This window comes from Agrobacterium sp. BT-220-3 (assembly GCF_025910175.1).
Taxonomy (GTDB): Bacteria; Pseudomonadota; Alphaproteobacteria; order Rhizobiales; family Rhizobiaceae; genus Agrobacterium; species Agrobacterium oryzihabitans.
In genome coordinates this window covers 874,175-896,396 of the sequence record NZ_JAPAIX010000001.1, presented here as the reverse complement: position 1 = coordinate 896,396, position 22,222 = coordinate 874,175, and the positions used below count along the sequence as shown (strand labels likewise).

Sequence of the window (22,222 nt, the reverse complement as noted above, 5' to 3'; positions counted from 1 at the left end):
CGACAAAAGTGGCGATATGCCGCCTTCGTGTCAGCCGAGATCGATGAGATCGCGGCGCAGCCGGTCGGGGTCGCCGCTGCCGATGCGGGTTTCTATTTCGGCATGGGTCTGTTCCCATATGGGAAAGGCGGCGGCGAGTACGGCCATGCCATCGGCGGTCAACCGCAGGCGCTTGCCGCGCCTATCCCTGGGGTCCTGCTCGATGCTGACCAGCCCGCGCCGCTCCAGCGGCTTCAGCGCCGCCGTCAGCGTCGTGCGGTCCATGGCCAGAAGGTTGGCGACCGGCCCCATCGGCGGCGGTTCCGGCCGGTTGAGCGACATCAGCAGCGAAAACTGGCCATTATTGATGCCAACAGGCTTCAGCGCGTTGTCGAACAGCCGCGCAAGCGCCCGTGCCGCACGCTGCGCATGCAGGCAGAGACAGGCGTCCCGCACGAAAAGAGTTGCTGAAAAAGGAATTACGCTGGCGTTTGACATGGGATAAATATGTTGATATCAACCTAATTAGTCAAGCGGAACTTGATGCCTCGCTGATGGTTTTATTGACTTTCAATGCAGAAATAGGCGGCGCGCTGCGTGGGAGCGGAGTGGTGCCGTGGTGAAAGACGGATCCAAGGAGGAAAGATCATGTCTCATCCAGTCGTTTCGAATGAGGAGTGGATTGCGGCCCGCCGCGACCTGCTGGTGAAGGAAAAGGAACTGACCCGCGCCCGTGACAGACTGAACGAAGCGCGGCGTGCATTGCCCTGGGAAGAGGTGACGAAGGACTATATTTTCGATGCGCCTTCCGGCCCGAAATCGCTGAAGGAACTCTTTGGCACCTGCAGCCAGCTCATCGTCTACCATTTCATGCTGGCGCCCGACTGGGAGGAGGGATGCACCGGCTGTTCCTTTTTCGCCGACCATGTCGATGGTGCGATGGTTCACCTGAAGCACGGCGATGCGGCCTTCGTCGCGGTCTCCCGCGCGCCGCTCGACAAGATCGAGGGCTACAGACATCGCATGGGCTGGAAGTTTCCGTGGGTTTCGGCTGACGGCAGCGACTTCAACTATGATTATCAGGCCTCCTTCCGCGATGAGGATATCGAGAGCGGGGCTATCACCTATAATTACCGTGAAATCGAGCCTATGGGCGACCTGAAGGACCTGCACGGTGTCAGTGTTTTCGCCAAGGGCGAGGACGGCAAAATCTACCATACCTATTCCGCCTATGCCCGCGGCATGGAACAGGCGCTCGGCACGCTGATGCTGCTCGATCTGGTGCCAAAAGGCCGTAACGAAGACGGGGTAATGGATTGGGTGCGCCGGCACGATCAATATGAGGACGAGCCGAAAGCCGCATCCTGCTGCCACTGAAAACAGACAGACGAGGAGGACACAAGATGGAAATGGAAATCGCCAAACCGCAGAAGGAACATGAATTCCTGAAGAGGATTGTCGGAGACTGGGTCATGACCTCCAGTTCCGGCCATGAGGGATATGATCCGGATGATCCGAACCAGCAATTCAACGAGACCGTCCGCTCCATTGGCGGGCTGTGGATCATTGGCGACGGCACCGGCAAGATGCCTGACGGAACGGAGATGACGGCCGTCATTACGGTGGGTTTCGACCCGGCCAAGGGCAATTTCGTCGGCACCTGGGTGGGGTCGATGATGACCAATCTCTGGGTCTACAAAGGCTGGCTGGAAGATGACGGCAAGACCCTGACGCTGGAAGCGGAAGGGCCTGCCTTCGACGGTTCCGGCCGCATCGACACCTATCACGATGTACTGGTGCTGCATGACGATAATCACCGCAGCTTTTCCGGCAGCGTCAAGCAGCCGGATGGCACCTTCAAAACCTTCATGACGTCGGAATTCCGGCGCAAGGCATAAAGCGCCGCCGGAATTCATCCGAACCCGAAGCGCCGCCGCATTCCGCGGCGGATGATCGCTAAAAATTCGCACCAAGATCTCCGGAGGAGACAAAATGTCCGATACACACGGAAAATTCATATGGGTCGAATTGATGACGCCTGACATGGAAGCGGCCGCCCGTTTCTATGGCCATGCCATCGGCTGGCAGACCAAGGATTTCGGTTCGCCGGAAATGCCCTATCTCGTGCTGGAAGCTGACGGCAAAGGCATGGGCGGCATCATGGAGCTGACCGAGGAACATAAAGGGCAGGGCATTCCGCCGAACTGGACCGGTTATGTCTCCGTGGACGACGTCGATGCCTCGGCGAAACAATTCGAGGCAAAGGGCGGCTCCGTCATGCGCCAGCCGCAGGACATCCCGGAAATCGGCCGCTTTGCGGTGGTGGCCGATCCCTATGGTGCGGTTATCTGCATCATGACGCCGCTGCCGATGGAGAGCGGCGGTTTTCCCGAGGACATGCAGAGCAAGCAGGGGCATGTCGGCTGGTACGAACTGATGACGGGCGATGTGGATGGAGCGACCGCCTTTTACGGCGACGTCTTCGGCTGGACCAAGGACCATGATTTCGACATGGGCGAAATGGGCCCGTATCGCATCTTCGCCCATAACGGCAAAGCCATTGGCGGCATGATGAAACGCATGCCGCAGGTACCCGTCTGTTATTGGGGTTATTACTTCAATGTCGACGGTATCGATGACGCAGTCACCCGCATCAGCACCGGCGGCGGCAAGGTCGTCAACGGCCCGATGGAAGTGCCCGGCGAGAGCTGGATCGTCAATTGCCAGGACCCGCAGGGCGCCTTCTTCTCGCTGGTTTCGCAGAAGAAATAACGGTTAGTACCCCTCCCGCCGCGAAACCGGCGGGAGGGGTGGCCCATTCGAGGGCCATTACGCCGAGGCGAAAAACGCTTCCGGATCGTCGACTTCCACCAGCTTCCGCTTGTCTATCAGCCAGAAACGGGTCCCGACCGCCCGCACGAAACTTCTGTCGTGCGAGATGAGGACGCAGCTGGCTTCATGGCCGGTAATCTCCGCCTCCAGCGCTTCCTGCCCTTCAATGTCCAGATGGTTGGTGGGCTCGTCCAGCAGGTAGAAATTCGGTTCCGTCAGCCGCAGCGCCAGCATGGCAAGCCGGGCCTTCTGCCCGCCGGAAAGCGTTGCGATGCGGCGTTTCTGCATTTCCATGTCGATCCCCGCACCCGCAAGCAGGCCGTGCACACGCTGGTCGCCAATGTCGAAACGGCGCATCAGGAGCGCGAAGGCTGTGCTGTCATCATCGATTTCGGCAAGCGACTGATCGACATAGCCTGCTACCAGCGAAGGCGTGGCCTTTATGCCGTCCTGCATCTGGCCAGTGTCCGTTATCGCCTGCTTCAGAAGCGAGATCAGCCGCGTCTTGCCGACGCCGTTGCGGCCGAGAATGACGATGCGGTCGCCCTGGCGGATAAATTGCCGGCCGGTGCGAAACAGCACTGTTCCATCCGGTGTCGAAACGGGGATATCTTCCAGCGTAATCAGGACTTTGGCGTGGGTGCCACGATTGGAAAGCTGGATTTTGCCGGCCGATCGCTCACTATGCGCAGGCCGGGCTTTTTCCTCCAGCCTTTCGGCGCGCTGGCGCAACTGCTTGGTCTTGATGGTCAGTAGATCGCTGCCGGAATTGATGCCGATATTGTTGAGCTTCGCCGCCTGCCGGCGCAATTGCTGCACGGTTTTCATGTCGCGCTGGAAGCGTCGGTCATCGGCCGCATCCTCCTCCGCAAGTGCCGCACGCGCGTGGCTATAGGGCAGGCGGAAGAGCGCCGAATTTTCCGGCCGCAGAAACAGCGTGGTTCTCGTGACATTGTCGAGGAAGGCGCGGTCATGGCTGACGATGACGACCGCCGTATCGCGTGGCAGCTGATTGAGCCAGCTTTCCAGCACGTTGATTTTTTCGAGATCGAGATGGTTGGTCGGCTCGTCGAGCAGGAGCACATCCGGCTCGGTGATCCAGGCCCGCGCCAGCATGGCAAGCCTCTGCCAGCCGCCACTCAGCTCTTTCAACCGGCGATGACGATAGGGCTCCGGCACCATCATGGCGTCGAAGATAATGTCAGCGCGCCAGCTCTCATTGTCGATCGCATCCGCCGGCAGGGCGGAAAGCACGGCGTCCCGCATCGTCCGTTCCAGAAGCGCCGACGGCAGGTGCTGATGGACGATGGACTGCGTCAGCCCGCGCAGCCGGGTAATATCGCCGCTGGTGGCGTCCAGTTCACCGGCAAGGCAATTGAGCAGGGTGGATTTACCGCAGCCATTCGCCGCCACGATGCCGATGCGGTCTCCCGCATTCACGGTGAGGCTGAGATTGGAGAAAAGCGGTTTTCCCAGAATGATTCCGAGATTGCGAAGCGTGATAAGGGTCATGAAGTCGTCTCTGGCAAACGGACCAGCAACGAGCCGTGGTCCGCCATGGGCAGGACTGCGTTCAGCTCGAGTTGGTCAGTTGTGAAAAATGCGCAACCGCAGACATGCTGCTTTCTGCGCGGCCTTTTGGGCAAACCAGAGTGTTGGTGTTCCGGTCAGCCCTGCAAACGCGTCTGCAGGGCAAAAAGGTGGCAGAGCTGGCGGTTGCGCCAGAAGCAGGAAATATCCATGCGAAGCCTCCTTTCTTGAAACGGGTTGAACTGATCGATGCTTAACAGCGGCGGCTGTGTGAAGCAATGGGTTTTGTAAAAGGGGGAGGTTAGGGAGTGCTGTATGGGCGCGCAGCGACGATTGATCGCCAGACGCCTCCACTTCCGTCATTCCGGCCTTGAGCCGGAATCCAGTCAGCCCAAGTCATTGGGCTGAAAAGACTCTCTCCGCCACGCAGACGCGTGTCGGCTGGATACCGGCTCAAGGCCGGTATGACGGAAGGAGCTTACGGAAACGCTGTAAGCATGGAGCCTGCCCCAACAGGTGCGACCTTTGCGGTAGACCGGCTGAAACGTATCGCTTTACCGCTTCAAGCTCCCCAAAATCCCCCGCACGATCGCCCGACCGACAGAGGTTGCAACCGAGCGGGCCGCGCTTTTCATCGCCGCCTCGATCACCGTCTCGCGCTGGTAGCCGCTCGTCTTGCGTGCCCCGCCATTGCGGGTGCCGGTGGTGGAGGCCTGCGTGGGTTCGTCATCGCCGAAGCCCGGCAGGCGCCAGCGTCCCGAGGCATTGTCGGACTGGTTTGCGGTGTTTTCCTCTTCCGCGCGTTTGGCGGCTTCGGCTTCCGCCGCCTTCTGGGCGCGGGCATTGAGGATTTCGAAGGCTGATTCCCGGTCGATATCCTTGTCATATTGGCCGGCAACCGGGCTCAGATCGATCAGCGATTTGCGCTCGGCATCCGTCAGCGGCCCGACACGGCCCGATGGCGGCCGCACGAGGGTACGCTCCACGATGGAAGGCGCGCCCTTGTCATGCAGCGTGGAAATCAGCGCTTCACCCGTGCCGAGCGTGGTGATGATGTCGGCCGTGTTGAAAGCCGGGTTCTGGCGGAACGTATCTGCCGCCGTTCTCACCGCCTTCTGTTCGCGCGGCGTATAGGCGCGAAGCGCGTGCTGCACGCGGTTGCCGAGCTGGGCGAGGACCGTTTCCGGTACGTCGAGCGGGTTCTGCGTCACGAAATAGACGCCCACGCCCTTGGAGCGGATAAGCCGCACCACCTGCTCCACGCGCTCGACCAGCACCCGCGGCGCGTCGTTGAACAACAGATGCGCCTCGTCGAAAAAGAACACCAGGCGTGGCTTTTCCGGGTCACCCACTTCCGGCAGTTCCTCGAAGAGTTCCGAGAGCATCCACAGCAGGAAGGTGGCGTAAAGACGTGGGTTCATCATCAGCTTGTCGGCGGCGAGAACCGAAACCGTGCCACGCCCATCGGTGCCGACGCGCATGATGTCGGCGATCTTGAGTGCGGGTTCCCCGAAGAAATTTGCCGCACCCTGCTGTTCGAGGACAAGCAGCCCGCGTTGCAGCGAGCCGACCGAGGCCTTGGAGATGAGGCCGAACTGGTTGGAAAGCGCCGTTGCGTTTTCGCCCATGTAGTTCAGCAGCGATTGCAGATCCTTGAGATCGAGCAGCGGCAGCCCGCCCTGGTCGGCGATCTTGAAGGCGATGTTCAGCACGCCTTCCTGCGCTTCCGATGCATCCATCAGCCGGGCGAGCAGCAGCGGCCCCATTTCGGCGATGGTGGCGCGCACGCGATGGCCTTTTTCACCGTAGAGATCCCAGAAGATCACCGGCGACTTGCCATAGGAAAAATCCGTAAAGCCGATCTGTTCGGCGCGTTTCTGCACCCAGTCCTTGGCCTCGCCCTCAGCGGCGATGCCGGAAAGGTCGCCCTTGATATCGGCGCAGAAAACGGGAACGCCGGCCTTGGAGAAGCTTTCGGCCAGAACCTGCAAGGTCACGGTCTTGCCCGTTCCCGTCGCGCCGGTGATGAGGCCGTGACGGTTGCCGAATTTCAGCTCCAGATATTCGCCCTTGTTCAGGCTGTCGTCCGGATTGCGGCTGGTCCCGATATAGAGCTGTCCGTCCTGCAACATCGACCATTTTCTCCTGCGGCTGACGCGAATTAAAGCGTTACAAGCATGCTTTGGCCGCTGCCTGTAAAAGCGGCCTTTTCATAGTTTGGTTGTGATGATCTTATAAGGACAGTTTCAAGGCGCAACAACTGCTTGATGGCGATGAAGAAAAACCGCCTCATGAAAGTTGCCGCACCCGCCCGCCGCCCGCTTGAATGCGGCATGGGATTGTTTTACGTTGACGTTAACGTCAGTTATTCGATGTTGGCGTCGTTTTTCAACAGGAGGCAAGAATGAACGAAGTCGTAGATCAGATCGCCGCAAAGGCGGGTATCGACCCTGCATTGGCCGAAAAGGCCGTTGGCATGATTCTGGGTTTTCTCCAGCGCGAGGCCGCAGACGGTCCGATCGCCCGCATGATCGAAGCCATTCCGGGCGCCAGCGATCTGGTGGCGCAGTATAACGGCGAGGGCGCCGGCAACGGTGGCGGCCTGCTCGGCGGCCTGATGAGCGCGATTGGCGGCGGCGGCATCATGGGTCTCGGCCAGCAGCTGATGAGCCAGGGCCTCGGCATGGGCGAAATTTCCACGCTCGCCAAGGAAACCATCGCCGTTGCCCGTCAGCATGCGGGCGATGAGGTTGTCGATCAGGTGATCGCTTCGGTTCCGGGCCTCAGCCAGTTCGCTTGATGCGAGGTTACTCCAATGCGGGGCGCGGCGGCTGTTCGTTGAACAGGCGCCGCGCCTCTTCTATTTCCGCATGGTGCGTTTCCGCCCAGATCCATACGCCGCAAAAGGCGCTGCCAAGCGTTCTGCCGAGTGGCGTGAGATCATAATCCACATGCGGCGGAATGACGGGGTGCACGGTGCGGCGCACCAGCCCGTCGCATTCCATCTGCCTCAGCGTTTTCGTCAGCATCTTCTGGCTGATGGTGCCGACAAGCCTGCCGATCTGCGTGAAGCGCAGGGTGCCGTTCTCTTCCAGCACCTCAAGGATCAGCATCGTCCATTTGTCCGCCACTTTCGCGATGATGTCCTGCACCAGCGCCTCGATGACCGGATCGGTTTCAGTGGGCGGCGAGACCTTGCGCCTGTTCTCGATCGCGGGATCGGCGGCGTGCCGTTTCATCTTGCACTCTCCTTTGGGTAAGTATAATTCTTTTGGGTGCCTACTTACGAATGGAGAGTAGAGTAGCTAATTTCCTGTCATCCCACAAGCACGACAACAGGTAAGGATTTTCCGATGAAAACGACAGGCAACACCATTCTCATCACCGGTGGCGGCTCCGGCATCGGGCGGGCGCTGGCGGAAGCGTTTCACCAGCGCGGCAACAAGGTGGTCATTTCCGGCCGCCGCCAGACCGTGCTGGATGAGGTGACGGCGGCCAATCCCGGCATGGCCTCGGTGGTCATGGACGCGACCGATGCCGATGGCATCCGCGCTTTTGCGGACAGTCTCATCAAGGCGCACCCGACGCTCAACGCCGTCATCAACAATGCCGGCATCATGCGGCCGGAGGATATCGGCGCGGCCCCGGATTATCTGGAGACGGCAGAGGAAACCATCGCCACCAACCTTCTTGCACCCATCCGGCTGACGGCGGCGCTCCTGCCGCATTTCCTAAAACAGCCTGAGGCCACGGTGCTGACGGTATCCTCCGGCCTCGCCTTCGTACCCATGGTGCTGACCCCCACCTACAGCGCCACCAAATCGGCCATCCATGCTTATTCGGTCGCGCTGCGTGAGCAGTTGAAAGAGACCCCGGTGGATGTCATCGAAATCGTGCCGCCCTATGTGCAGACGACGCTGATGGGCCAAGGGCAGGCAAAGGACGAAAGGGCCATGCCGCTCGAGGCCTTCATTTCCGAAGTGATGGATATTCTGACCAACCGCCCGGAGGACAGGGAAGTGGTGGTGGAGCGTTGCAAGCCGCTGCGTTTTGCCGCCCAGAACGGCAATTTCGATCAGGTCTTCGGCATGATCAACGGCATGCATCCGTAAGCGTCCCTGTGCGGGGCAGGCTGCCTGTGATAGCCTGGCGTTCTTTGAAGGGAGCGCCAGGTTTTTTATGGGCAGTCGTCAATTCCTCATGCCGAAAACTGCCATGCCCGGTATCTCTGCGGTTGTGGCGGATAGCGACCGTGCCTTCCCACGCCACATGCACGACCAGTTCGGCATTGGCCTTGTGGAGCGCGGCGCGCAGAAATCGCTCTCCGGTCGCGGCATGGTGGAGGCGAAAGCGGGCCATGTCATCACGGTCAACCCGGGTGAGGTCCATGACGGCATTCCGCTGGGAGAGGGCGGCCGCGCCTGGCGGATGCTCTATCTCGACGTCGATATCGTGCGGGATACGATTGCCGATGTCCGCGAAAAGGATCGCGGCAGTTTCGAATTTTCCCACCCCGTCGATACCAGGCCCCTGGCAGACCGGTTCCGGGCGCTTTTTTCAGCCGTGACGGCAACGGATCGACCGGGCGAGACCCTGCATTGCGATGAGACGCTGCTGATGCTTCTGGCAGGTGCGATGGAAACGGTGGCAACGCCACGCGAGACGGCCGCGCCGGGCAGCATAAGACGGGCGAAAAGCAGCATCGATGACGATCCCGCCCGATCGTTTCGCCTAACCGATCTGGCGCGGGAGGCCGGCATGAGCCAGTTCCGCTTCCTTCGATCCTTCAGCAAGGCCACGGGGCTGACGCCGCACCGCTACCTTTTGCAGCGACGCCTGCATCTGGCACGGGATGCGCTGGCCAAGGGTGCTCCACCCGCCGATGTGGCGTTTTCCACCGGTTTTTCCGACCAGAGCCATTTGAACCGGCTTTTCGTGCGGCAGTTCGGGGTCACGCCGGCTGCCTATAGGGCGGCAGTTTCGTAGAAGCTATCCTCCCTCATTCCTGTGCTTGTCACAGGAATCCAGCCAGCCCAAGTCTTTGCGCTGAAAGGACACCTGCCCGCCGCGCAGACGCGCGTCGACTGGATTCCTGTGACAAGCACAGGAATGAGGGGGAGTGGGCGGAGCCTAGGCGGTATCCAGCTGCAATTTCATCCAAGACGCCCGCGCCGGGCACAGTCATGCTCCTGTCCTCCATCCCACAGGACTTGCAGCTTTCATGACCCTTGAATTCCTCATCACATCCCTCGTCGTCGTCGCCTCTCCGGGAACAGGCGTGGTTTACACGCTCGCGGCCGGTCTTTCGCAAGGGGCGAAAGCGAGCATCATTGCGGCCTTCGGCTGTACGCTTGGCATCGTGCCGCATCTGCTGGCCGCCATCACCGGCCTTGCCGCCATTCTGCACGCCAGCGCGCTGGCTTTCGGCGTGATCAAATATCTGGGCGTCGCTTATCTGCTTTACATGGCATGGAATACGCTTCGGGAAGACGGCGCGCTGAAGATCGACGATGGCCAGGAGCACCGCAAGGCCACGCGAGTGATTGGCGAGGCGATCCTGATCAATCTCCTGAACCCCAAACTGTCGATCTTCTTTTTCGCGTTCCTGCCGCAATTCATTGCGCCGGAGGAGGTGTCTCCGACATGGCGCATGGTCGATCTGGGGCTGATCTTCATGGCCATGACGTTTCTGGTGTTTGCGCTCTACGGCTGCTTTGCCGCCTCGGTCAGGCGCCAAGTGGTGGCGCGCCCGGCCGTGCTCACCTGGCTGAGACGCAGTTTCGCCGCCGCTTTCGTGGCGCTCGGGGCGAAACTGGCTTTGACGCAGCGGTGAGACCCAGCCGGGCTCACGCTACCGGTTGTCTCAATCGTCCCAATCGGGCGCGAGGTGGCCGGGGCTGACGATGCGGCCGTTCGGTTTGGCAAGCGCGTGGATCGCCTGCATCTCTTCTTCCGTGAGCGCAAAATCGAAAATGTCGAAATTCTCCTTCAGGCGGCTTTCCGTCGCGGTCTTGGAAAGCGCCACGACATCCGGCTGCTGCACGGCCCAGCGCAGGGTCACCTGTGCCGCCGTCTTGCCGTGCCTTGCGCCGATATCCTTCAGCACCGGATCGTTCGGCACCCGGCCATCGGCCATCAGATAATAGGCGGTGACCGAAAGCCCGTTTTTGCGCGCTGCCGAGATCACCTTCGTCTGGTCGAGATAGGGATGGTATTCGATCTGGTTGGTGGCAAGCGGCGTGTCGGACAGTTTAACCGCCTCTTCGGTCAGCGCCACGTTGAAGTTGGAAATGCCGATATTGCGGACCTTTCCGGCTTTGCGCACCTCGTTCAGCGCACCGATCCGTTCCGCCAGCGGCACATCGCTTTTCGGCCAGTGCAGGAGCAGGAGATCGACATAATCCGTCTTCAATTTCTGCAGGCTTTCATCGACCGAGGCTAGAAAATCATCGTGCCGGTAGCGGTCCACCCAGACCTTGGTGGTCAGGAAAATATCGTGCCGGGAAATGCCTGATTGCGCGATGACCTCGCCGACCGCACCTTCGTTCTTGTAGATCTGCGCGGTGTCGACATGGCGGAAACCGAGTTTCAGCGCCTCCGGCAGAATGCGCCGCACATCGTCTTCCGGAATGCGGAAGGTGCCGAAACCGAGGGCGGGAATATTCGCGCCATTGGCGTTGACGTGATACATGGATGTCTCTCCTGTTTGCTGAAAACATGACCGGCAAGGACTGCCGGACGGGGAAGCGGTCTTTTATTAACTGGTGTCCGCGCCATCGGTTTCAACCGGGTGGGCGATATCACATCAATACGTAATCCACCGGGCGCGGATCGGCCGGAAGGTCCGTCTCGCCCATCGCCTCGCGCAGATTGATCTCGATGACGGTGGCGAGCGAATTGATCGGCAGCGCATTGAAGCCGGTGCCGAAGGGGTCTTCCAGCTCGTCGGACAGGGCATCGAGGCCGAAAAATGTGTAGGCGATCAGTGTGCTGGTAAATGGCGTGGCCCAGCCGAGCAGATCGGTGAAACCAAACGGCAGCAAAAGGCAGAAGAGGTGTGCGGTGCGGTGCAGCAGCAGCGAATAACCGAAGGGAACCGGCGTGTGGCGAATACGCTCGCAGGAGGCAAGTGCGGCCCCCATCTGCTGCACGGTGGCATCCAGCATCTGCAGCTGGATATCGCTGATCTGCCCTTTTGCGTTTGCGGCAACGAGATCGCTTGAAATTCCGCGCAGGAGCATTTCCGGCCTGTTGCGGCTGCGGGCGTAGTTCTCGGCCAGATCATCCGGGATGAGCCCGGCAACAGCCGATTTCGCCCCGCCTGGGCGCAGATGCGAAACCAGCTCGTGGCAGAAGACGATGGCGAGATCGATGATCCGTCGGCGCGAGACGGGATCGGTGACGTCCTGCCGGCTTTCCAGAAGGGCGCTCTGGCGCGAGAGCGTGCGCGCCACGGTAATCAGCGCACCCCATTGCTTGCGGGCTTCCCACCAGCGGTCGTAACAGGCATTGGCGCGAAAGCCGAGGAAGACCGAAAGCGCGATACCCAGCAGTGAAAACGGCGCGCCGTTCAGCGCCTGCACCAGATCGGGCCGATCCTTGTGCGCCCAGACGACGAGCGTCGACAGCAGGAAAACGGCAAGCACCTGCGGAAAGATGCGGACGATGATGGAGCCGCGCACGATGATGAAAAGTTGCAGCAGGTTCGGTTTTGGACGAACGATCATGGCGGAGACTCGAAAATGCCTGTGAGCTGGGTGGTGATGGGAGCAAAAACCCGGGGCATATCTACATAATGGCAGGCCTGTATTGTCCACCCTTTTTTACGCGATTGCGCCCGGCGGCAGGCGGCGCTACCTGTCGGGCACGAAGATCGCCAACGGCAGATTGGAATGTGGAGGAAGGTCGCGTGTCGCGCTCACAACGGCTTCTTGATCTGTTGCAGATCCTGCGCTCCCACCGCATGCCGGTCAGCGGCACGGCGCTGGCCGCGCAGACCGGCGTCAGCCTTCGCACGCTTTACCGTGATATTGCAACGCTGCAGGCGCAGGGTGCGGACATTGAGGGCGAGGCGGGTGTAGGTTACGTGCTGCGCCCCGGTTTCCTGTTGCCGCCGCTGATGTTCTCGCAGCAGGAGATCGAGGCGCTGGTGCTCGGGTCGCGCTGGGTGGCGGGCCGTGCCGATGATAGGTTGGCGCAGGCCGCCCGTGATGCGCTCGTGAAGATCGGTGCCGTCTTGCCCGACACCCTGCGCGAGGAACTCGACAATTCCACGCTGCTCGTCGGCCCCGGACAGGCCCTGGCCGCCATCCGCGTCGATCTCGCCGCCATTCGCGATACGATCCGCAAGGAAATGAAGGTCGTACTGACCTATCGCGATGAAAAGGGGGAGGCGACGGAACGGGTGGTCTGGCCCTTCGCGCTTGCTTTTTTCGATCTTGTGCGGGTGGTGCTGGCATGGTGCGAGACGCGGCAGGATTTCCGCAGTTTCCGGGCCGACCGCATCGAGAGTTTCCACGTGACGGACAAGCGTTACCCGCGCCGCCGCCAGACCCTGCTGAAGGAATGGCGCGAGCGGGAAAAACAACGGCGTCGGCAATACCATGCTGACAGGAACTGACAGCAGGCGGGTCTAGAACCTGTTCATCCGCAACCAAGGAGAACAGCCATGACGACCCACCCTGATTTCACCATTCTCTACGTCGACAACCCGCCAGCCAGCACGGAGTTTTACAAGGACCTGCTGGGTGCCAGGCCGGTCGAAGCGTCTCCGACATTTTCTCTGTTCGTCCTCCAGAACGGTATGAAGCTTGGCCTCTGGTCGCGGCACACGGTGGAGCCGAAGGCATCCGTCACGGGCGGCGGCGGCGAGCTTGCCTTCCGCGTTGAAACCGATGCGCAGGTGGACGAAACCTTCTCCGGCTGGAAAGCGAAGGGCATCGCCATTCTCCAACCGCCGGGCACGATGGAGTTTGGCCACACATTCACCGCCGCCGACCCCGACGGTCATCGTCTGAGGGTCTATGCTTTCGCGGGTTAGAGATGAGGCGTTGAGGTCGATTGGCAAAATAGTGTGCCGTAGCCCTGTCGTACTCTAAGCTCTCCTCATCCCTGTGCTTGTCACAGGGAACCAGCCAGCCCAAGTCCTTGGGCTGAAAAGACTCTTCCCGCCGCGTAGACACGCGTTGGCTGGATTCCCGTGACAGGCACGGGAATGAGGGTGGAGGGGTGCGTCGGCATGCGAAAAACGCCGCATCCCGTACCGCGCGCTACTTCTTCACCGCCACCACGAAAAGCCGGGGAAAGCGTAGAAGCAGCCGGCCATCCGCCATCGGTGGATAGGCAGCTGCGATACGGCTTGTATAGTCAGCGAGGAAAGCCTCGCGGTTTTCCTCTCCGGCGGCGGCAAGATAGGGGCGCAGGCCCGTGCCCTTGACCCATTCCACGATGCTTTCCGCATCCTTCATCGGGTGGTTGTAGATGGTGTGCCACACATCCACCCGCGCGGATTTCGGCGCCAGCGCATCGAAATAGGCGGCCGGTGCGGGCAGGGGTTTGCGGCGCAGCTTGCCGTCCGTGAACGTGTCCTTCCAGGGGCCGCTCGCGCCCGTTTCCTCCATGGCGCGATGCGTCGGCTCCTGCAGATTGTCCGGCATCTGCACGGCGAGAACGCCGCCGCTTTCCAGCTGGTCCATCAGCTGCGAAAGAACGGCGAGATGGTCCGGCACCCACTGGAACACCGCATTGGCATAAAGCAGGTCCGCCTTCTGCGCCGGCTTCCACTGGCCGAGATCGGCCTTGCCGAAACGCGTGTTCGGCAGCCGGTCAGCCGCCTTTTCCAGCATGTCGTCATCGCTGTCGATGCCGGTAATGACGTTGACGCCGTAGCGATCGGTCAGAAGCTCGGTGGAATTGCCGGGACCGCAGCCCAGATCAAAGCCGTTCAGCACCCGCTCCAGCGGCACCTGCGCCAGCAGATCCCTTGCGGGACGTGTCCGCTCGTCTTCGAATTTCAGATATTGCTGGGCGGACCATGCCATGATTTCCTCCTGCTGAATGTCGCATCCGGACGGGCGAGCGAGGATGCGTAAAGGACGCCGCAGGCGCCGTGAGACCACCAGCATCGCATGGGCGAAATTGCCCCGCCATCATCCGACACATGAATTATTGTGATGAACCTATTCATCAACCTTTTGTTTCGCCTCATAAAACATCTTTGTCACGGCGTCTCGTTGTTATTTTCCATCAAAATCGAAGATCGCGGCAATTAAAACTTGACCTCGCCCGGTCAGAGGCATTCACTCCCGCCGATTTCCAGACCCCAATGGGCAAAAGCGCGAAGCGCTCTGCATCCGGAAATGCACCAGAACAAGAAGACGGAGCGTTTTCGCCAGGCGGAAATGCTTAGGACAGGAGACCATCATGAGCGTCGATACCGCACCCCGATCAACCACCTGGACCTATGTTGACGGTCAATGGCTGCCCGGCAATCCGCCGCTTATCGGCCCGACCTCGCATGCCATGTGGCTGGCCTCCACGGTGTTCGACGGCGCACGCTGGTTTGAAGGCGTCGCTCCCGATCTCGATCTGCACTGCCAGCGCGTCAACCGCTCGGCCACCAATATGGGCATGAAGCCGACGATGACGGCGGAAGAGATCGAGGCTCTCGCGCTGGAAGGCGTCAAGAAATTCGATGGCAAGATCGCGATCTACATCAAGCCGATGTATTGGGCCGAACATGGTTCGGTTGGCAGCGTTGTTGCACCGGACGCTAATTCCACCCGTTTTGCGCTCTGCCTTTTCGAAGCGCCGATGGATGCCGGCAAGCCCTTGACGCTCACCGTTTCGCCACTGCGCCGTCCTTCGCCCGAAACTGCGATGACGGATGCCAAGGCTGGCAGCCTCTATCCCAATAGCGGCCGCGCCATTCTGGAAGCCCGCGCCCGGGGTTTCGACAATGCGCTCATGCGCGACATGAACGGCAATGTCGCCGAATCGGCCTCTTCCAACATCTTCATGGTCAAGGACGGCGTCGTCCTTACCCCCGTTCCGAACCGCACCTTCCTTGCCGGCATCACCCGCTCGCGGGTCATCGGCCTTCTGCGCCAGGCCGGTTTCGAAGTGCGTGAGGCAACGCTGTCGGTCGAGGATTTCCGCGAGGCGGATGAAATCTTCTGCTCGGGCAATTATTCCAAGGTTTCGCCGGTGGTGAAGCTTGATGATCGCGAGTTGCAGGCAGGCCCCGTCGCGCGCAAGGCGCTTGATCTTTACATGGACTGGGCACGTCTCGGCGCCGACGTCTGAGACCCGTTAATAACGACGATTTCAAAAGCCGTGGCAGGTTTGTACCCGCCACGGCTTTTTATTTTGAACCAGCGCCATTTTCCCCCTCAAAATGAGGGGAGTTTAATCTAATTTTAGAAAAGCACCCTGTAGTTTGCGGCATTATCGATTTGGGCTATGGGGGCCACCAATGTCTTTCAGCATACGCAATATACTTGTGGGCTTTTTCCTGCTTGTCGGCATCGCGCTCGCGGGTTTCGTGGGCAACGGCATGTGGCAGTCCGTCAATCGCGCCCGCACGTTTTCCGAGGTGGCGCAGCTCGTCTCGATCGACAAGCTTCTTTTCAATGCATTGCTGAATTTCCGCAGCGAACGCGGCAACAGCGCCTCGGCGCTGACCGTCGATCCGGCAAAGACAGCGAGCACCATCGCCAGCGTTCAGGCCTCGCGCCAGAAGGTGGATGCGGCCATGGGCGCGTTTCTCGAGCAGTCCGCAGCGCTAGATCAGGCCGGGCTTCAGGCGCCGCTTAAACGCGTGAAGGATATCTACGCGCAGTTCCTCGAACTGCGCAAAAAGGTCGATGCCAACGTCACCCTGCCGCTCGACCGCCGCGAAAGCGGGCTGGACAAGACCGTGCTCGCGCTCGGCGCCGACCTGCTGGCCGCGCTTGAAACGGGCTCGATCGCGGTGGAGGGCGAGGTCCGCTCGCTGGACCAGAGCCTGACCGGTCTCATACAGCTCAGGTCCTATGGCTGGTCGGCGCGTGCGCTCGGCGGCAGCGCCACTGTGGTTATTAATGCGGTCGTGGCCCAGCAGCGCCCGCTGACGGCGCAGGAAGCCCAGCAGCTCAACAATTTCGACGCCGGTGCCGCCTTTGCCTGGAAAGCCACCGGCGAACTCGTCGCGCATGAATCGACGCCGCAATCGCTGAAGGATATCTATGCGGTTGCCGACAGGACCTATTTCAAGGGCGATTTCATCACCCAGCGCGCCAAACTTGTCGATGATCTGAACAACGGCCGTACCCCGGCTTTCACCATCGACACATGGCGTGACACGGTAACGGCGAACCTTGATACCGTCGCGAAGATCGCCTCCGAAGCGATGAATATTCTGAACGCCAACGCGGAAAAAGCCAAACAGGACGCCTTCATCGGCTCCATGGTCTATTTCGCGGCCTTCATTTTCACGCTGGGCGTCTGCATTCTCTGCCTCGGCGTCATCGTTGGCCGCGTCACCCGGCCGATCAGCCGCCTGACCAACGCGATGATGGAACTCGCCAACGGCAACCTCTCCATCGACGTGCCCGGCGCCGGACGCAGCGACGAAATCGGCGAGATGGCCCGTGCGGTGGAGATTTTCCGCGAGGCCGCCATTCGCAACCGTGAGCTGGAGATGCAGGCGGACGCCAATCGCGAAAAGGCCGAGCGCGACCGTTTCGAACTGCAGCAACGCGCCGAGGCCGAGGCCGAGGAACGTCTCAATCAGGCAACGGGCTCACTGGCGGGCGGCCTGCGCCGGCTTGCCTCCGGCGACATGGTCTGCGAGATCGCCACGCCCTTCGCACCGCAATTCGAAGCATTGCGGCATGATTTCAACAGCTCCGTCGTTCAGCTACGCGAGGCGCTGGCAAGTGTGGGCAACTCCGTGCAGACCGTGAATGGCGGCGCGCATGAAGTATCCTCCGCTTCCGACGATCTTTCCCGCCGCACGGAGCAGCAGGCAGCCTCTCTTGAGGAAACAGCCGCCGCGCTGGAACAGATCACTGCCAACGTCTCGGCCACCTCGAAGCGGACGGGGGACGCGCGCGACACGGTGCGCGAGGCACGCACTAAGGCGGATCATTCCGGCAAGGTGGTGCGTGATGCCGTCTCCGCCATGGAGCGCATCGAGCATTCCTCACGCCAGATCGGCCAGATCATCGGCGTCATCGATGAAATCGCGTTCCAGACCAACCTTCTGGCGCTGAATGCCGGCGTCGAGGCGGCGCGGGCAGGCGATGCCGGCAAGGGCTTTGCGGTCGTGGCGCAGGAAGTGCGTGAACTGGCGCAGCGCTCGGCCAATGCGGCAAAGGAGATCAAGCAGCTCATCAACACCTCCGCCATTGCCGTCAGTGAAGGCGTAAAGCTGGTTGCCGATACCGGCGTCGGCCTCTCCGAGATCGAGCAGCTGGTGCTCTCCGTCAACGCCCATATGGACGCCATCGCGACCGCGGCGCAGGAACAGTCCGCCGGTCTGGCCGAGGTCAATACCGCCGTCAACCACATGGACCAGGCCACGCAGCAGAACGCCGCGATGGTCGAGGAAATGAACGCGGCGGGCGCGGGGCTGGCGCAGGAATGCGCCAATCTCCATGCCCTGCTGGCGCAATTCCAGCTCGGCCAGCAAGCCTCCGCCCTGCATGAGACGGCAAGGCAGATGCAGCGCGCCGCAAGCCCGGCCCGTGCCCCTGCCGCTCCGGCCCCGAAGGCCCGCCCGGTTGCCGTCTCGCGCGGCAATGCGGCGCTGGCCGTGAAGGGCGATGAGTGGACAGAGTTCTGAAGGCGATCCAGCGTTGGATATGGCAAGGAACTAGTATCCGCACTCCGTCACCCCGGACTTGATCCAGGGTCCAGTGCGATCAAGTCCTTGATCGCGAAAGAGTCGTCTCACGGCGCAGACGCGCCGTGGCTGGATGCCGGATCTAGTCCGGCATGACGGAAGAGAAGTGTCCCATCAACAGGCCGAGGCTCGCGCCCTCACCCGGCGCGGGCCTCATCGTTTCCGCAGGTCGGGCAAGGCAGCGGCAAGCGCCCTGAGCGGCGCGGTCATGTGCTTGTCGCGTCTCAGCGCCAGCGCGATCCTGCGCTCAAGCGGCGGCTCGAGTGGGCGCCACTCCAGTCCCGACGCTGCGCCTTCGTGCTCCATCGCCATGCGCGGCACGATGGCAAGGCCAAGGCCCGCGCCCGCAAGTTTCTTGATGGCCTCGACGCTGCCCAGCTCCATGGCCGGTTGCACGGTGCGACCGCCTGTCGAAAACCATTGATCCACGAGCTTGCGCGTATTGCCGCCCTCGTAAAGCAGCAACGGCTGTGTCGAAAGGGTCTCCGCGTTCAGGATCGTTGCGGCGGGAACGGAGCCGCGCGGGAAAACGGCGACCAGTTCGTCGAGATGGATATCGCTGATATCGAGGCTGCGGCCGCTCGCGGGCAGGGCCACCACCGCCGCGTCGATCGTATTGGTTTCCAGAAGCCTCAGGATATCGTGGGTATTGCCGGTCTGCACGACGATGTCGATACCCGGCATCGTCTGCCGGATCCTGCCCAGCACCGGCGGCAGCAGATAGATGCAGGCCGTTGCCCCCGCGCCGATGCGCAGGCGTCCCGTCACCCCGTTGCGATGCGGTGCGACGGTGTCAATGGCATGCGCCACTTCCTCGGCGATCCGCCTTGCATGGATCAGGAAATCCCGACCTGCCGCCGTTGGCTGCGCGCGCCTGCCGACCCTTTCGATCAGCCGCACGCCGAGCTGCTTTTCGAGCAGCCGGATGTGCAGGCTGATGGCCGGCTGCGTCAGCCCCGCCTTGTCGGCGGCGGCGGAAAAGCTGCCGAGATCAGCTACATCCATGAAGCTGCGAACCTGCCGCAGATCGAGGTCCATCATCAAAGAAAACCTTATCGTTTGTATAAGACAGATAATCTTTATTTTGATTGCATCGCAATGCACAATGATGCCGTGAATGACCCGCAGGACAAGAGAATGACCCTTTCCACCGTTTCCAGCCTTTTGATCCGCCCCTGTGAGGAGGCGGATATTCCAGCCATTACCGAAATTTACCGGGACGCCGTGCTGCACGGCCGCGCCAGCTTCGAGATCGATCCGCCCGGCGTGGACACGATGCTAGAGCGCCGCCGTCTGCTGGTGGAGGGAAATTACCCCTATCTGGTGGCCGAAATGGATGGAAAGGTTGCAGGATATGCCTATGCCGGGGCCTACCGCGCGCGCCCGGCCTATGGCGCTGCGGTAGAAGATTCCGTTTATGTCGATCCCGCCGCAAAGGGCATGGGAATTGGCCGGAAACTGCTCGACGCGCTGATTGAGGACGCGACCTCGCGCGGCTTCAGGCAGATGATTGCGGTTATCGGCGATAGCGCCAACGCCGCCTCTATCGGCGTGCACCGCGCCGCCGGTTTCGAGCACGTCGGCACCTTCAGGTCCATCGGCTGGAAACACGGCCAATGGCTGGACACAGTGCTGATGCAGCGTGCGCTGGGCGTGGGCGACACCACGCCCCGTTTCTAAGGCATCAAGGCTTGGTGGAGCCGGGAATTTCAACCTTCAGCGTATCGCCGGCAAGCTCGCTGCCGAGTTCGACGGCCTTGGTCTTCTTGTCATAGACGCAGATATGGCTGATCGTCGCGTCAGCACCCTTGGCCTTGCCGGTGATGATGGCGAGGCCGTAATTCTCGCTGCCGACCGGATCGACCACGGCCTTGGCGTCTTCGATCATGTCTTTGCTTGCGGCAAGGCATGCCGTCTGCACATCCGCCACGAATTCCTTCCACGCATCGTCCGACGAGGCGGAGGCGGGCAGAGCCAGCGACGAGAAGGCGGCGACAGCGAGAATGTTTCGGGTGATGGAGCGCGTCATGGAATTTCCTTCCTGCAATCTCGGCAAAAGCGAACCGATAGGGTGGAAAACGGTACGCCAAGGTTGTGAAACAAATGTGGTGGCGGCTGTCAGAGGAGGAATTTTCTCTTTTGTCGGAACATTTTGATATTTCGCAGGTTGCCCAAACAGAGGTTCGCTCCTATGGTCCGCTCACACGGTTTCTAGGAGCGGTAACCCGCTGCAAAAAGGAGTAAAAACCATGGCCTTCGAACTTCCTGAACTCCCCTACGACTACGACGCGCTTGCACCCTACATGTCGCGCGAGACGCTCGAGTTCCATCACGACAAGCACCACAAGGCATATGTCGACAACGGCAACAAGCTGGCTGCTGAAGCAGGTCTTTCCGACCTGTCGCTTGAGGAAGTCGTGAAGAAGTCCTTTGGCACCAATGCCGGTCTCTTCAACAACGCTGCCCAGCACTACAACCACGTCCATTTCTGGAAGTGGATGAAGAAGGACGGCGGCGGAAACAAGCTGCCGGGCAAGCTGGAACAGGCAATCGCCTCCGATCTCGGCGGTTACGACAAGTTCAAGGCTGATTTCATCGCCGCCGGCACCACGCAGTTCGGCTCCGGCTGGGCGTGGCTCTCCGTCAAGAACGGCAAGCTCGAAATCTCCAAGACCCCGAACGGCGAAAACCCGCTGGTTCACGGTGCAGAGCCGATCCTCGGCGTCGACGTATGGGAACACTCCTACTACATCGACTACCGCAACCTGCGTCCGAAGTACCTCGAAGCCTTCGTCGACAACCTCATCAACTGGGACTACGTCCTGGAGCGTTACGAGGCTGCTGCCAAGTAAGGCTTGCTGACTGGAACTTTTCGAACACCCGGCCCCTCAGGCCGGGTGTTCTGCTTTTGAGGCCGTACAATCCAACTGTCGCCCCGGCTTGTCACAAGCCTGTCATCAGCCGGGTTTATCGCGGCGCATCATGACTGAAAAAACCAGACCGCTCTTCTCCTTCGGCATCGTTGCCGATCCCCAATATGCCGATGCTGATCCCCGCCCGGAAATGGGCCGGTATTATGCAGAGAGCCCGAAAAAACTGGCGCAGGCGATCGATGCCTTCAACCGCGAGGACCTGGCCTTCGTGGTGACGCTTGGCGACATCATCGACCGCGGCTTTGAAAATTTCGAGGCGATCCTCGGCGTTTATGACACCCTTCGCCATCCCTCGGTCATGCTGCCGGGCAATCACGATTTTTCCGTTTCCCCCGAGCATCTGCCCGCCATCCATGCCCGTCTCGGCATGAAGGCTCCCTGGCATGATTTCGCCATCGGCGAGATACGCTTCGTCGTGCTTGACGGCAACGAAGTCAGCCTCTTTGCCCCGCCGCCCGGTGATCCGCGCCGCGCGCTTGCTGAAAACAGGCTGAAGCGCCTGCAAGATGCTGAAGCCATCAATGCGCAAGACTGGAACGCATCGCTCAGCGACGAGCAGTTCGAATGGCTGCGCACCGTTCTGCAGAAGGCGGACGCGGCAGGCGAAAAAGTGGTCGTTCTCTGTCACTATCCGGTCTATCCGGAAAACGCCCACAATATGTGGGATGCGCCGCGCATCCTTGATCTTTTAGGCGCGCACCCTTCGGTCATCGCATGGTTCAGCGGCCATAACCACGATGGCAATTACGGCGTGCTGGGCAATACCCACTTCGTCAACTTCAAGGGCATGGTGGATACACCCGACCAGAACACCTTCGCCATCGCCGATGTTTTTACCGACCGGATCGTCATTCGCGGTTTCGGGCGCGAGGAGGATCGGGTGCTGGAGCATCTGCGGCAGAAGTCTTTAGAGCGGCTCAACAATGTCGGTCATGGTCAAGAAATGGCGGGTTGAGATCGGCAAATCTCGGCCCTCATTCCTGTGCTTGTCACAGGAATCCAGCCAGCCCAAGTCCTTGGGCTGAAAGGACTCCTCCCGCCGCGCAGACGCGCGTCGGCTGGA

24 protein-coding genes are annotated in these 22,222 nt (G+C 60.8%); 15 read left to right on the top strand and 9 right to left on the bottom strand.

The genetic code is table 11. The features are described 5' to 3' along the window. Positions 1-30 precede the first annotated feature (30 nt). Positions 31-477 (bottom strand): MarR family winged helix-turn-helix transcriptional regulator, encoded by a 447-nt coding sequence (locus tag OK142_RS04625; RefSeq protein WP_498681318.1) that lies wholly within the window; start codon positions 475-477, stop codon positions 31-33. On the opposite strand from OK142_RS04625, the gene OK142_RS04620 reads away from it, so the two are divergent. From OK142_RS04620 to OK142_RS04605, 4 genes are all read left to right on the top strand, one after another. Next, positions 444-602, top strand: a complete 159-nt coding sequence (locus OK142_RS04620) for a hypothetical protein (RefSeq protein ID WP_498681753.1) — start codon at positions 444-446, stop codon at positions 600-602. The two genes, OK142_RS04625 and OK142_RS04620, sit on opposite strands and share 34 nt — an antisense overlap. Before the next feature lie 25 nt (positions 603-627). Then, on the top strand, positions 628-1,356 hold the full coding sequence (locus OK142_RS04615) for a DUF899 domain-containing protein (RefSeq protein ID WP_498681316.1): 729 nt from the start codon (positions 628-630) through the stop codon (positions 1,354-1,356). Between the two features lie 26 nt (positions 1,357-1,382). Further along, on the top strand, positions 1,383-1,877 hold the full coding sequence (locus OK142_RS04610) for a DUF1579 domain-containing protein (protein ID WP_137037254.1): 495 nt from the start codon (positions 1,383-1,385) through the stop codon (positions 1,875-1,877). Between the two features lie 94 nt (positions 1,878-1,971). Beyond that, positions 1,972-2,751 carry a VOC family protein gene (locus OK142_RS04605; protein WP_082183905.1) on the top strand — a complete coding sequence of 260 codons (780 nt, stop codon included), beginning with the start codon at positions 1,972-1,974 and terminating at the stop codon, positions 2,749-2,751. Positions 2,752-2,808: 57 nt separating this feature from the next. Here the strand turns inward: OK142_RS04605 and OK142_RS04600 are convergent, their stop codons facing one another. Then, positions 2,809-4,323 carry an ABC-F family ATP-binding cassette domain-containing protein gene (locus OK142_RS04600; RefSeq protein ID WP_498681313.1) on the bottom strand — a complete coding sequence of 505 codons (1,515 nt, stop codon included), beginning with the start codon at positions 4,321-4,323 and terminating at the stop codon, positions 2,809-2,811. Positions 4,324-4,895: 572 nt separating this feature from the next. Further along, positions 4,896-6,473, bottom strand: a complete 1,578-nt coding sequence (locus OK142_RS04595) for a helicase HerA-like C-terminal domain-containing protein (protein WP_082183908.1) — start codon at positions 6,471-6,473, stop codon at positions 4,896-4,898. Positions 6,474-6,745: 272 nt separating this feature from the next. On the opposite strand from OK142_RS04595, the gene OK142_RS04590 reads away from it, so the two are divergent. Then, complete coding sequence (locus OK142_RS04590) at positions 6,746-7,141, top strand: hypothetical protein (RefSeq protein WP_003494362.1); 396 nt, start codon at positions 6,746-6,748, stop codon at positions 7,139-7,141. A gap of 7 nt (positions 7,142-7,148) precedes the next feature. Here the strand turns inward: OK142_RS04590 and OK142_RS04585 are convergent, their stop codons facing one another. Then, positions 7,149-7,580, bottom strand: coding sequence for a winged helix-turn-helix transcriptional regulator (locus tag OK142_RS04585; RefSeq protein WP_498681310.1), 432 nt, complete (start codon positions 7,578-7,580; stop codon positions 7,149-7,151). A gap of 114 nt (positions 7,581-7,694) precedes the next feature. Here OK142_RS04585 and OK142_RS04580 point away from each other — a divergent pair, with 114 nt between their 5' ends. From OK142_RS04580 to OK142_RS04570, 3 genes are all read left to right on the top strand, one after another. Further along, positions 7,695-8,453, top strand: coding sequence for an SDR family oxidoreductase (locus OK142_RS04580; protein WP_498681308.1), 759 nt, complete (start codon positions 7,695-7,697; stop codon positions 8,451-8,453). A gap of 67 nt (positions 8,454-8,520) precedes the next feature. Continuing rightward, positions 8,521-9,327: an AraC family transcriptional regulator gene (locus OK142_RS04575; protein WP_498681306.1), complete on the top strand. Its 807-nt coding sequence runs from the start codon at positions 8,521-8,523 to the stop codon at positions 9,325-9,327. Positions 9,328-9,562: 235 nt separating this feature from the next. Further along, positions 9,563-10,174 carry a LysE family translocator gene (locus OK142_RS04570; protein ID WP_498681303.1) on the top strand — a complete coding sequence of 204 codons (612 nt, stop codon included), beginning with the start codon at positions 9,563-9,565 and terminating at the stop codon, positions 10,172-10,174. A 30-nt stretch (positions 10,175-10,204) separates the two neighbouring features. Here the strand turns inward: OK142_RS04570 and OK142_RS04565 are convergent, their stop codons facing one another. Together OK142_RS04565 and OK142_RS04560 are read right to left on the bottom strand one after the other, a co-directional pair. Further along, positions 10,205-11,032, bottom strand: a complete 828-nt coding sequence (locus tag OK142_RS04565; protein ID WP_137037262.1) for an aldo/keto reductase — start codon at positions 11,030-11,032, stop codon at positions 10,205-10,207. 109 nt (positions 11,033-11,141) lie between these two features. Beyond that, positions 11,142-12,068, bottom strand: coding sequence for a bestrophin family protein (locus tag OK142_RS04560; RefSeq protein WP_498681300.1), 927 nt, complete (start codon positions 12,066-12,068; stop codon positions 11,142-11,144). A gap of 182 nt (positions 12,069-12,250) precedes the next feature. On the opposite strand from OK142_RS04560, the gene OK142_RS04555 reads away from it, so the two are divergent. Both OK142_RS04555 and OK142_RS04550 read left to right on the top strand, forming a co-directional pair. Then, complete coding sequence (locus OK142_RS04555) at positions 12,251-12,961, top strand: helix-turn-helix transcriptional regulator (protein WP_498681298.1); 711 nt, start codon at positions 12,251-12,253, stop codon at positions 12,959-12,961. A 48-nt stretch (positions 12,962-13,009) separates the two neighbouring features. Further along, a complete protein-coding gene (locus tag OK142_RS04550) occupies positions 13,010-13,381 on the top strand; it encodes a VOC family protein (protein ID WP_082183917.1) in 372 nt (123 codons plus the stop codon). Between the two features lie 229 nt (positions 13,382-13,610). On the opposite strand, the gene tam is transcribed toward OK142_RS04550, so the two are convergent. Continuing rightward, a complete protein-coding gene (gene tam, locus OK142_RS04545; RefSeq protein WP_137037266.1) occupies positions 13,611-14,381 on the bottom strand; it encodes a trans-aconitate 2-methyltransferase in 771 nt (256 codons plus the stop codon). 382 nt (positions 14,382-14,763) lie between these two features. Between tam and OK142_RS04540 the strand changes: the two genes are divergently transcribed. Continuing rightward, positions 14,764-15,645 carry a branched-chain amino acid aminotransferase gene (locus OK142_RS04540; RefSeq protein WP_137037267.1) on the top strand — a complete coding sequence of 294 codons (882 nt, stop codon included), beginning with the start codon at positions 14,764-14,766 and terminating at the stop codon, positions 15,643-15,645. A 169-nt stretch (positions 15,646-15,814) separates the two neighbouring features. Further along, complete coding sequence (locus OK142_RS04535; protein ID WP_498681295.1) at positions 15,815-18,166, top strand: methyl-accepting chemotaxis protein; 2,352 nt, start codon at positions 15,815-15,817, stop codon at positions 18,164-18,166. A 213-nt stretch (positions 18,167-18,379) separates the two neighbouring features. Here OK142_RS04535 and OK142_RS04530 read toward each other — a convergent pair whose 3' ends face one another. After that, complete coding sequence (locus OK142_RS04530) at positions 18,380-19,267, bottom strand: LysR family transcriptional regulator (protein WP_498681294.1); 888 nt, start codon at positions 19,265-19,267, stop codon at positions 18,380-18,382. A gap of 96 nt (positions 19,268-19,363) precedes the next feature. On the opposite strand from OK142_RS04530, the gene OK142_RS04525 reads away from it, so the two are divergent. After that, on the top strand, positions 19,364-19,906 hold the full coding sequence (locus tag OK142_RS04525) for a GNAT family N-acetyltransferase (protein WP_035242042.1): 543 nt from the start codon (positions 19,364-19,366) through the stop codon (positions 19,904-19,906). Between the two features lie 4 nt (positions 19,907-19,910). On the opposite strand, the gene OK142_RS04520 is transcribed toward OK142_RS04525, so the two are convergent. Then, positions 19,911-20,255, bottom strand: a complete 345-nt coding sequence (locus OK142_RS04520) for a hypothetical protein (RefSeq protein WP_003494379.1) — start codon at positions 20,253-20,255, stop codon at positions 19,911-19,913. Between the two features lie 220 nt (positions 20,256-20,475). Between OK142_RS04520 and OK142_RS04515 the strand changes: the two genes are divergently transcribed. After that, positions 20,476-21,078 carry a superoxide dismutase gene (locus OK142_RS04515; protein ID WP_003494380.1) on the top strand — a complete coding sequence of 201 codons (603 nt, stop codon included), beginning with the start codon at positions 20,476-20,478 and terminating at the stop codon, positions 21,076-21,078. 130 nt (positions 21,079-21,208) lie between these two features. Further along, complete coding sequence (locus OK142_RS04510; protein WP_498681290.1) at positions 21,209-22,114, top strand: metallophosphoesterase; 906 nt, start codon at positions 21,209-21,211, stop codon at positions 22,112-22,114. Positions 22,115-22,222 lie beyond the last annotated feature (108 nt).

Excerpts from the sequence above, each read along its gene's own strand:
- OK142_RS04625 (WP_498681318.1), bottom strand. The coding sequence starts at position 477 with ATGTCAAACGCCAGCGTAATTCCTTTTTCAGCAACTCTTTTCGTGCGG.
- OK142_RS04615 (WP_498681316.1), top strand. The coding sequence starts at position 628 with ATGTCTCATCCAGTCGTTTCGAATGAGGAGTGGATTGCGGCCCGCCGC.
- OK142_RS04610 (WP_137037254.1), top strand. The coding sequence starts at position 1,383 with ATGGAAATGGAAATCGCCAAACCGCAGAAGGAACATGAATTCCTGAAG.
- OK142_RS04605 (WP_082183905.1), top strand. The coding sequence starts at position 1,972 with ATGTCCGATACACACGGAAAATTCATATGGGTCGAATTGATGACGCCT.
- OK142_RS04600 (WP_498681313.1), bottom strand. The coding sequence starts at position 4,323 with ATGACCCTTATCACGCTTCGCAATCTCGGAATCATTCTGGGAAAACCG.
- OK142_RS04595 (WP_082183908.1), bottom strand. The coding sequence starts at position 6,473 with ATGTTGCAGGACGGACAGCTCTATATCGGGACCAGCCGCAATCCGGAC.
- OK142_RS04590 (WP_003494362.1), top strand. The coding sequence starts at position 6,746 with ATGAACGAAGTCGTAGATCAGATCGCCGCAAAGGCGGGTATCGACCCT.
- OK142_RS04585 (WP_498681310.1), bottom strand. The coding sequence starts at position 7,580 with ATGAAACGGCACGCCGCCGATCCCGCGATCGAGAACAGGCGCAAGGTC.
- OK142_RS04580 (WP_498681308.1), top strand. The coding sequence starts at position 7,695 with ATGAAAACGACAGGCAACACCATTCTCATCACCGGTGGCGGCTCCGGC.
- OK142_RS04575 (WP_498681306.1), top strand. The coding sequence starts at position 8,521 with ATGGGCAGTCGTCAATTCCTCATGCCGAAAACTGCCATGCCCGGTATC.
- OK142_RS04570 (WP_498681303.1), top strand. The coding sequence starts at position 9,563 with ATGACCCTTGAATTCCTCATCACATCCCTCGTCGTCGTCGCCTCTCCG.
- OK142_RS04565 (WP_137037262.1), bottom strand. The coding sequence starts at position 11,032 with ATGTATCACGTCAACGCCAATGGCGCGAATATTCCCGCCCTCGGTTTC.
- OK142_RS04560 (WP_498681300.1), bottom strand. The coding sequence starts at position 12,068 with ATGATCGTTCGTCCAAAACCGAACCTGCTGCAACTTTTCATCATCGTG.
- OK142_RS04550 (WP_082183917.1), top strand. The coding sequence starts at position 13,010 with ATGACGACCCACCCTGATTTCACCATTCTCTACGTCGACAACCCGCCA.
- tam (WP_137037266.1), bottom strand. The coding sequence starts at position 14,381 with ATGGCATGGTCCGCCCAGCAATATCTGAAATTCGAAGACGAGCGGACA.
- OK142_RS04540 (WP_137037267.1), top strand. The coding sequence starts at position 14,764 with ATGAGCGTCGATACCGCACCCCGATCAACCACCTGGACCTATGTTGAC.
- OK142_RS04535 (WP_498681295.1), top strand. The coding sequence starts at position 15,815 with ATGTCTTTCAGCATACGCAATATACTTGTGGGCTTTTTCCTGCTTGTC.
- OK142_RS04530 (WP_498681294.1), bottom strand. The coding sequence starts at position 19,267 with ATGATGGACCTCGATCTGCGGCAGGTTCGCAGCTTCATGGATGTAGCT.
- OK142_RS04525 (WP_035242042.1), top strand. The coding sequence starts at position 19,364 with ATGACCCTTTCCACCGTTTCCAGCCTTTTGATCCGCCCCTGTGAGGAG.
- OK142_RS04520 (WP_003494379.1), bottom strand. The coding sequence starts at position 20,255 with ATGACGCGCTCCATCACCCGAAACATTCTCGCTGTCGCCGCCTTCTCG.
- OK142_RS04515 (WP_003494380.1), top strand. The coding sequence starts at position 20,476 with ATGGCCTTCGAACTTCCTGAACTCCCCTACGACTACGACGCGCTTGCA.
- OK142_RS04510 (WP_498681290.1), top strand. The coding sequence starts at position 21,209 with ATGACTGAAAAAACCAGACCGCTCTTCTCCTTCGGCATCGTTGCCGAT.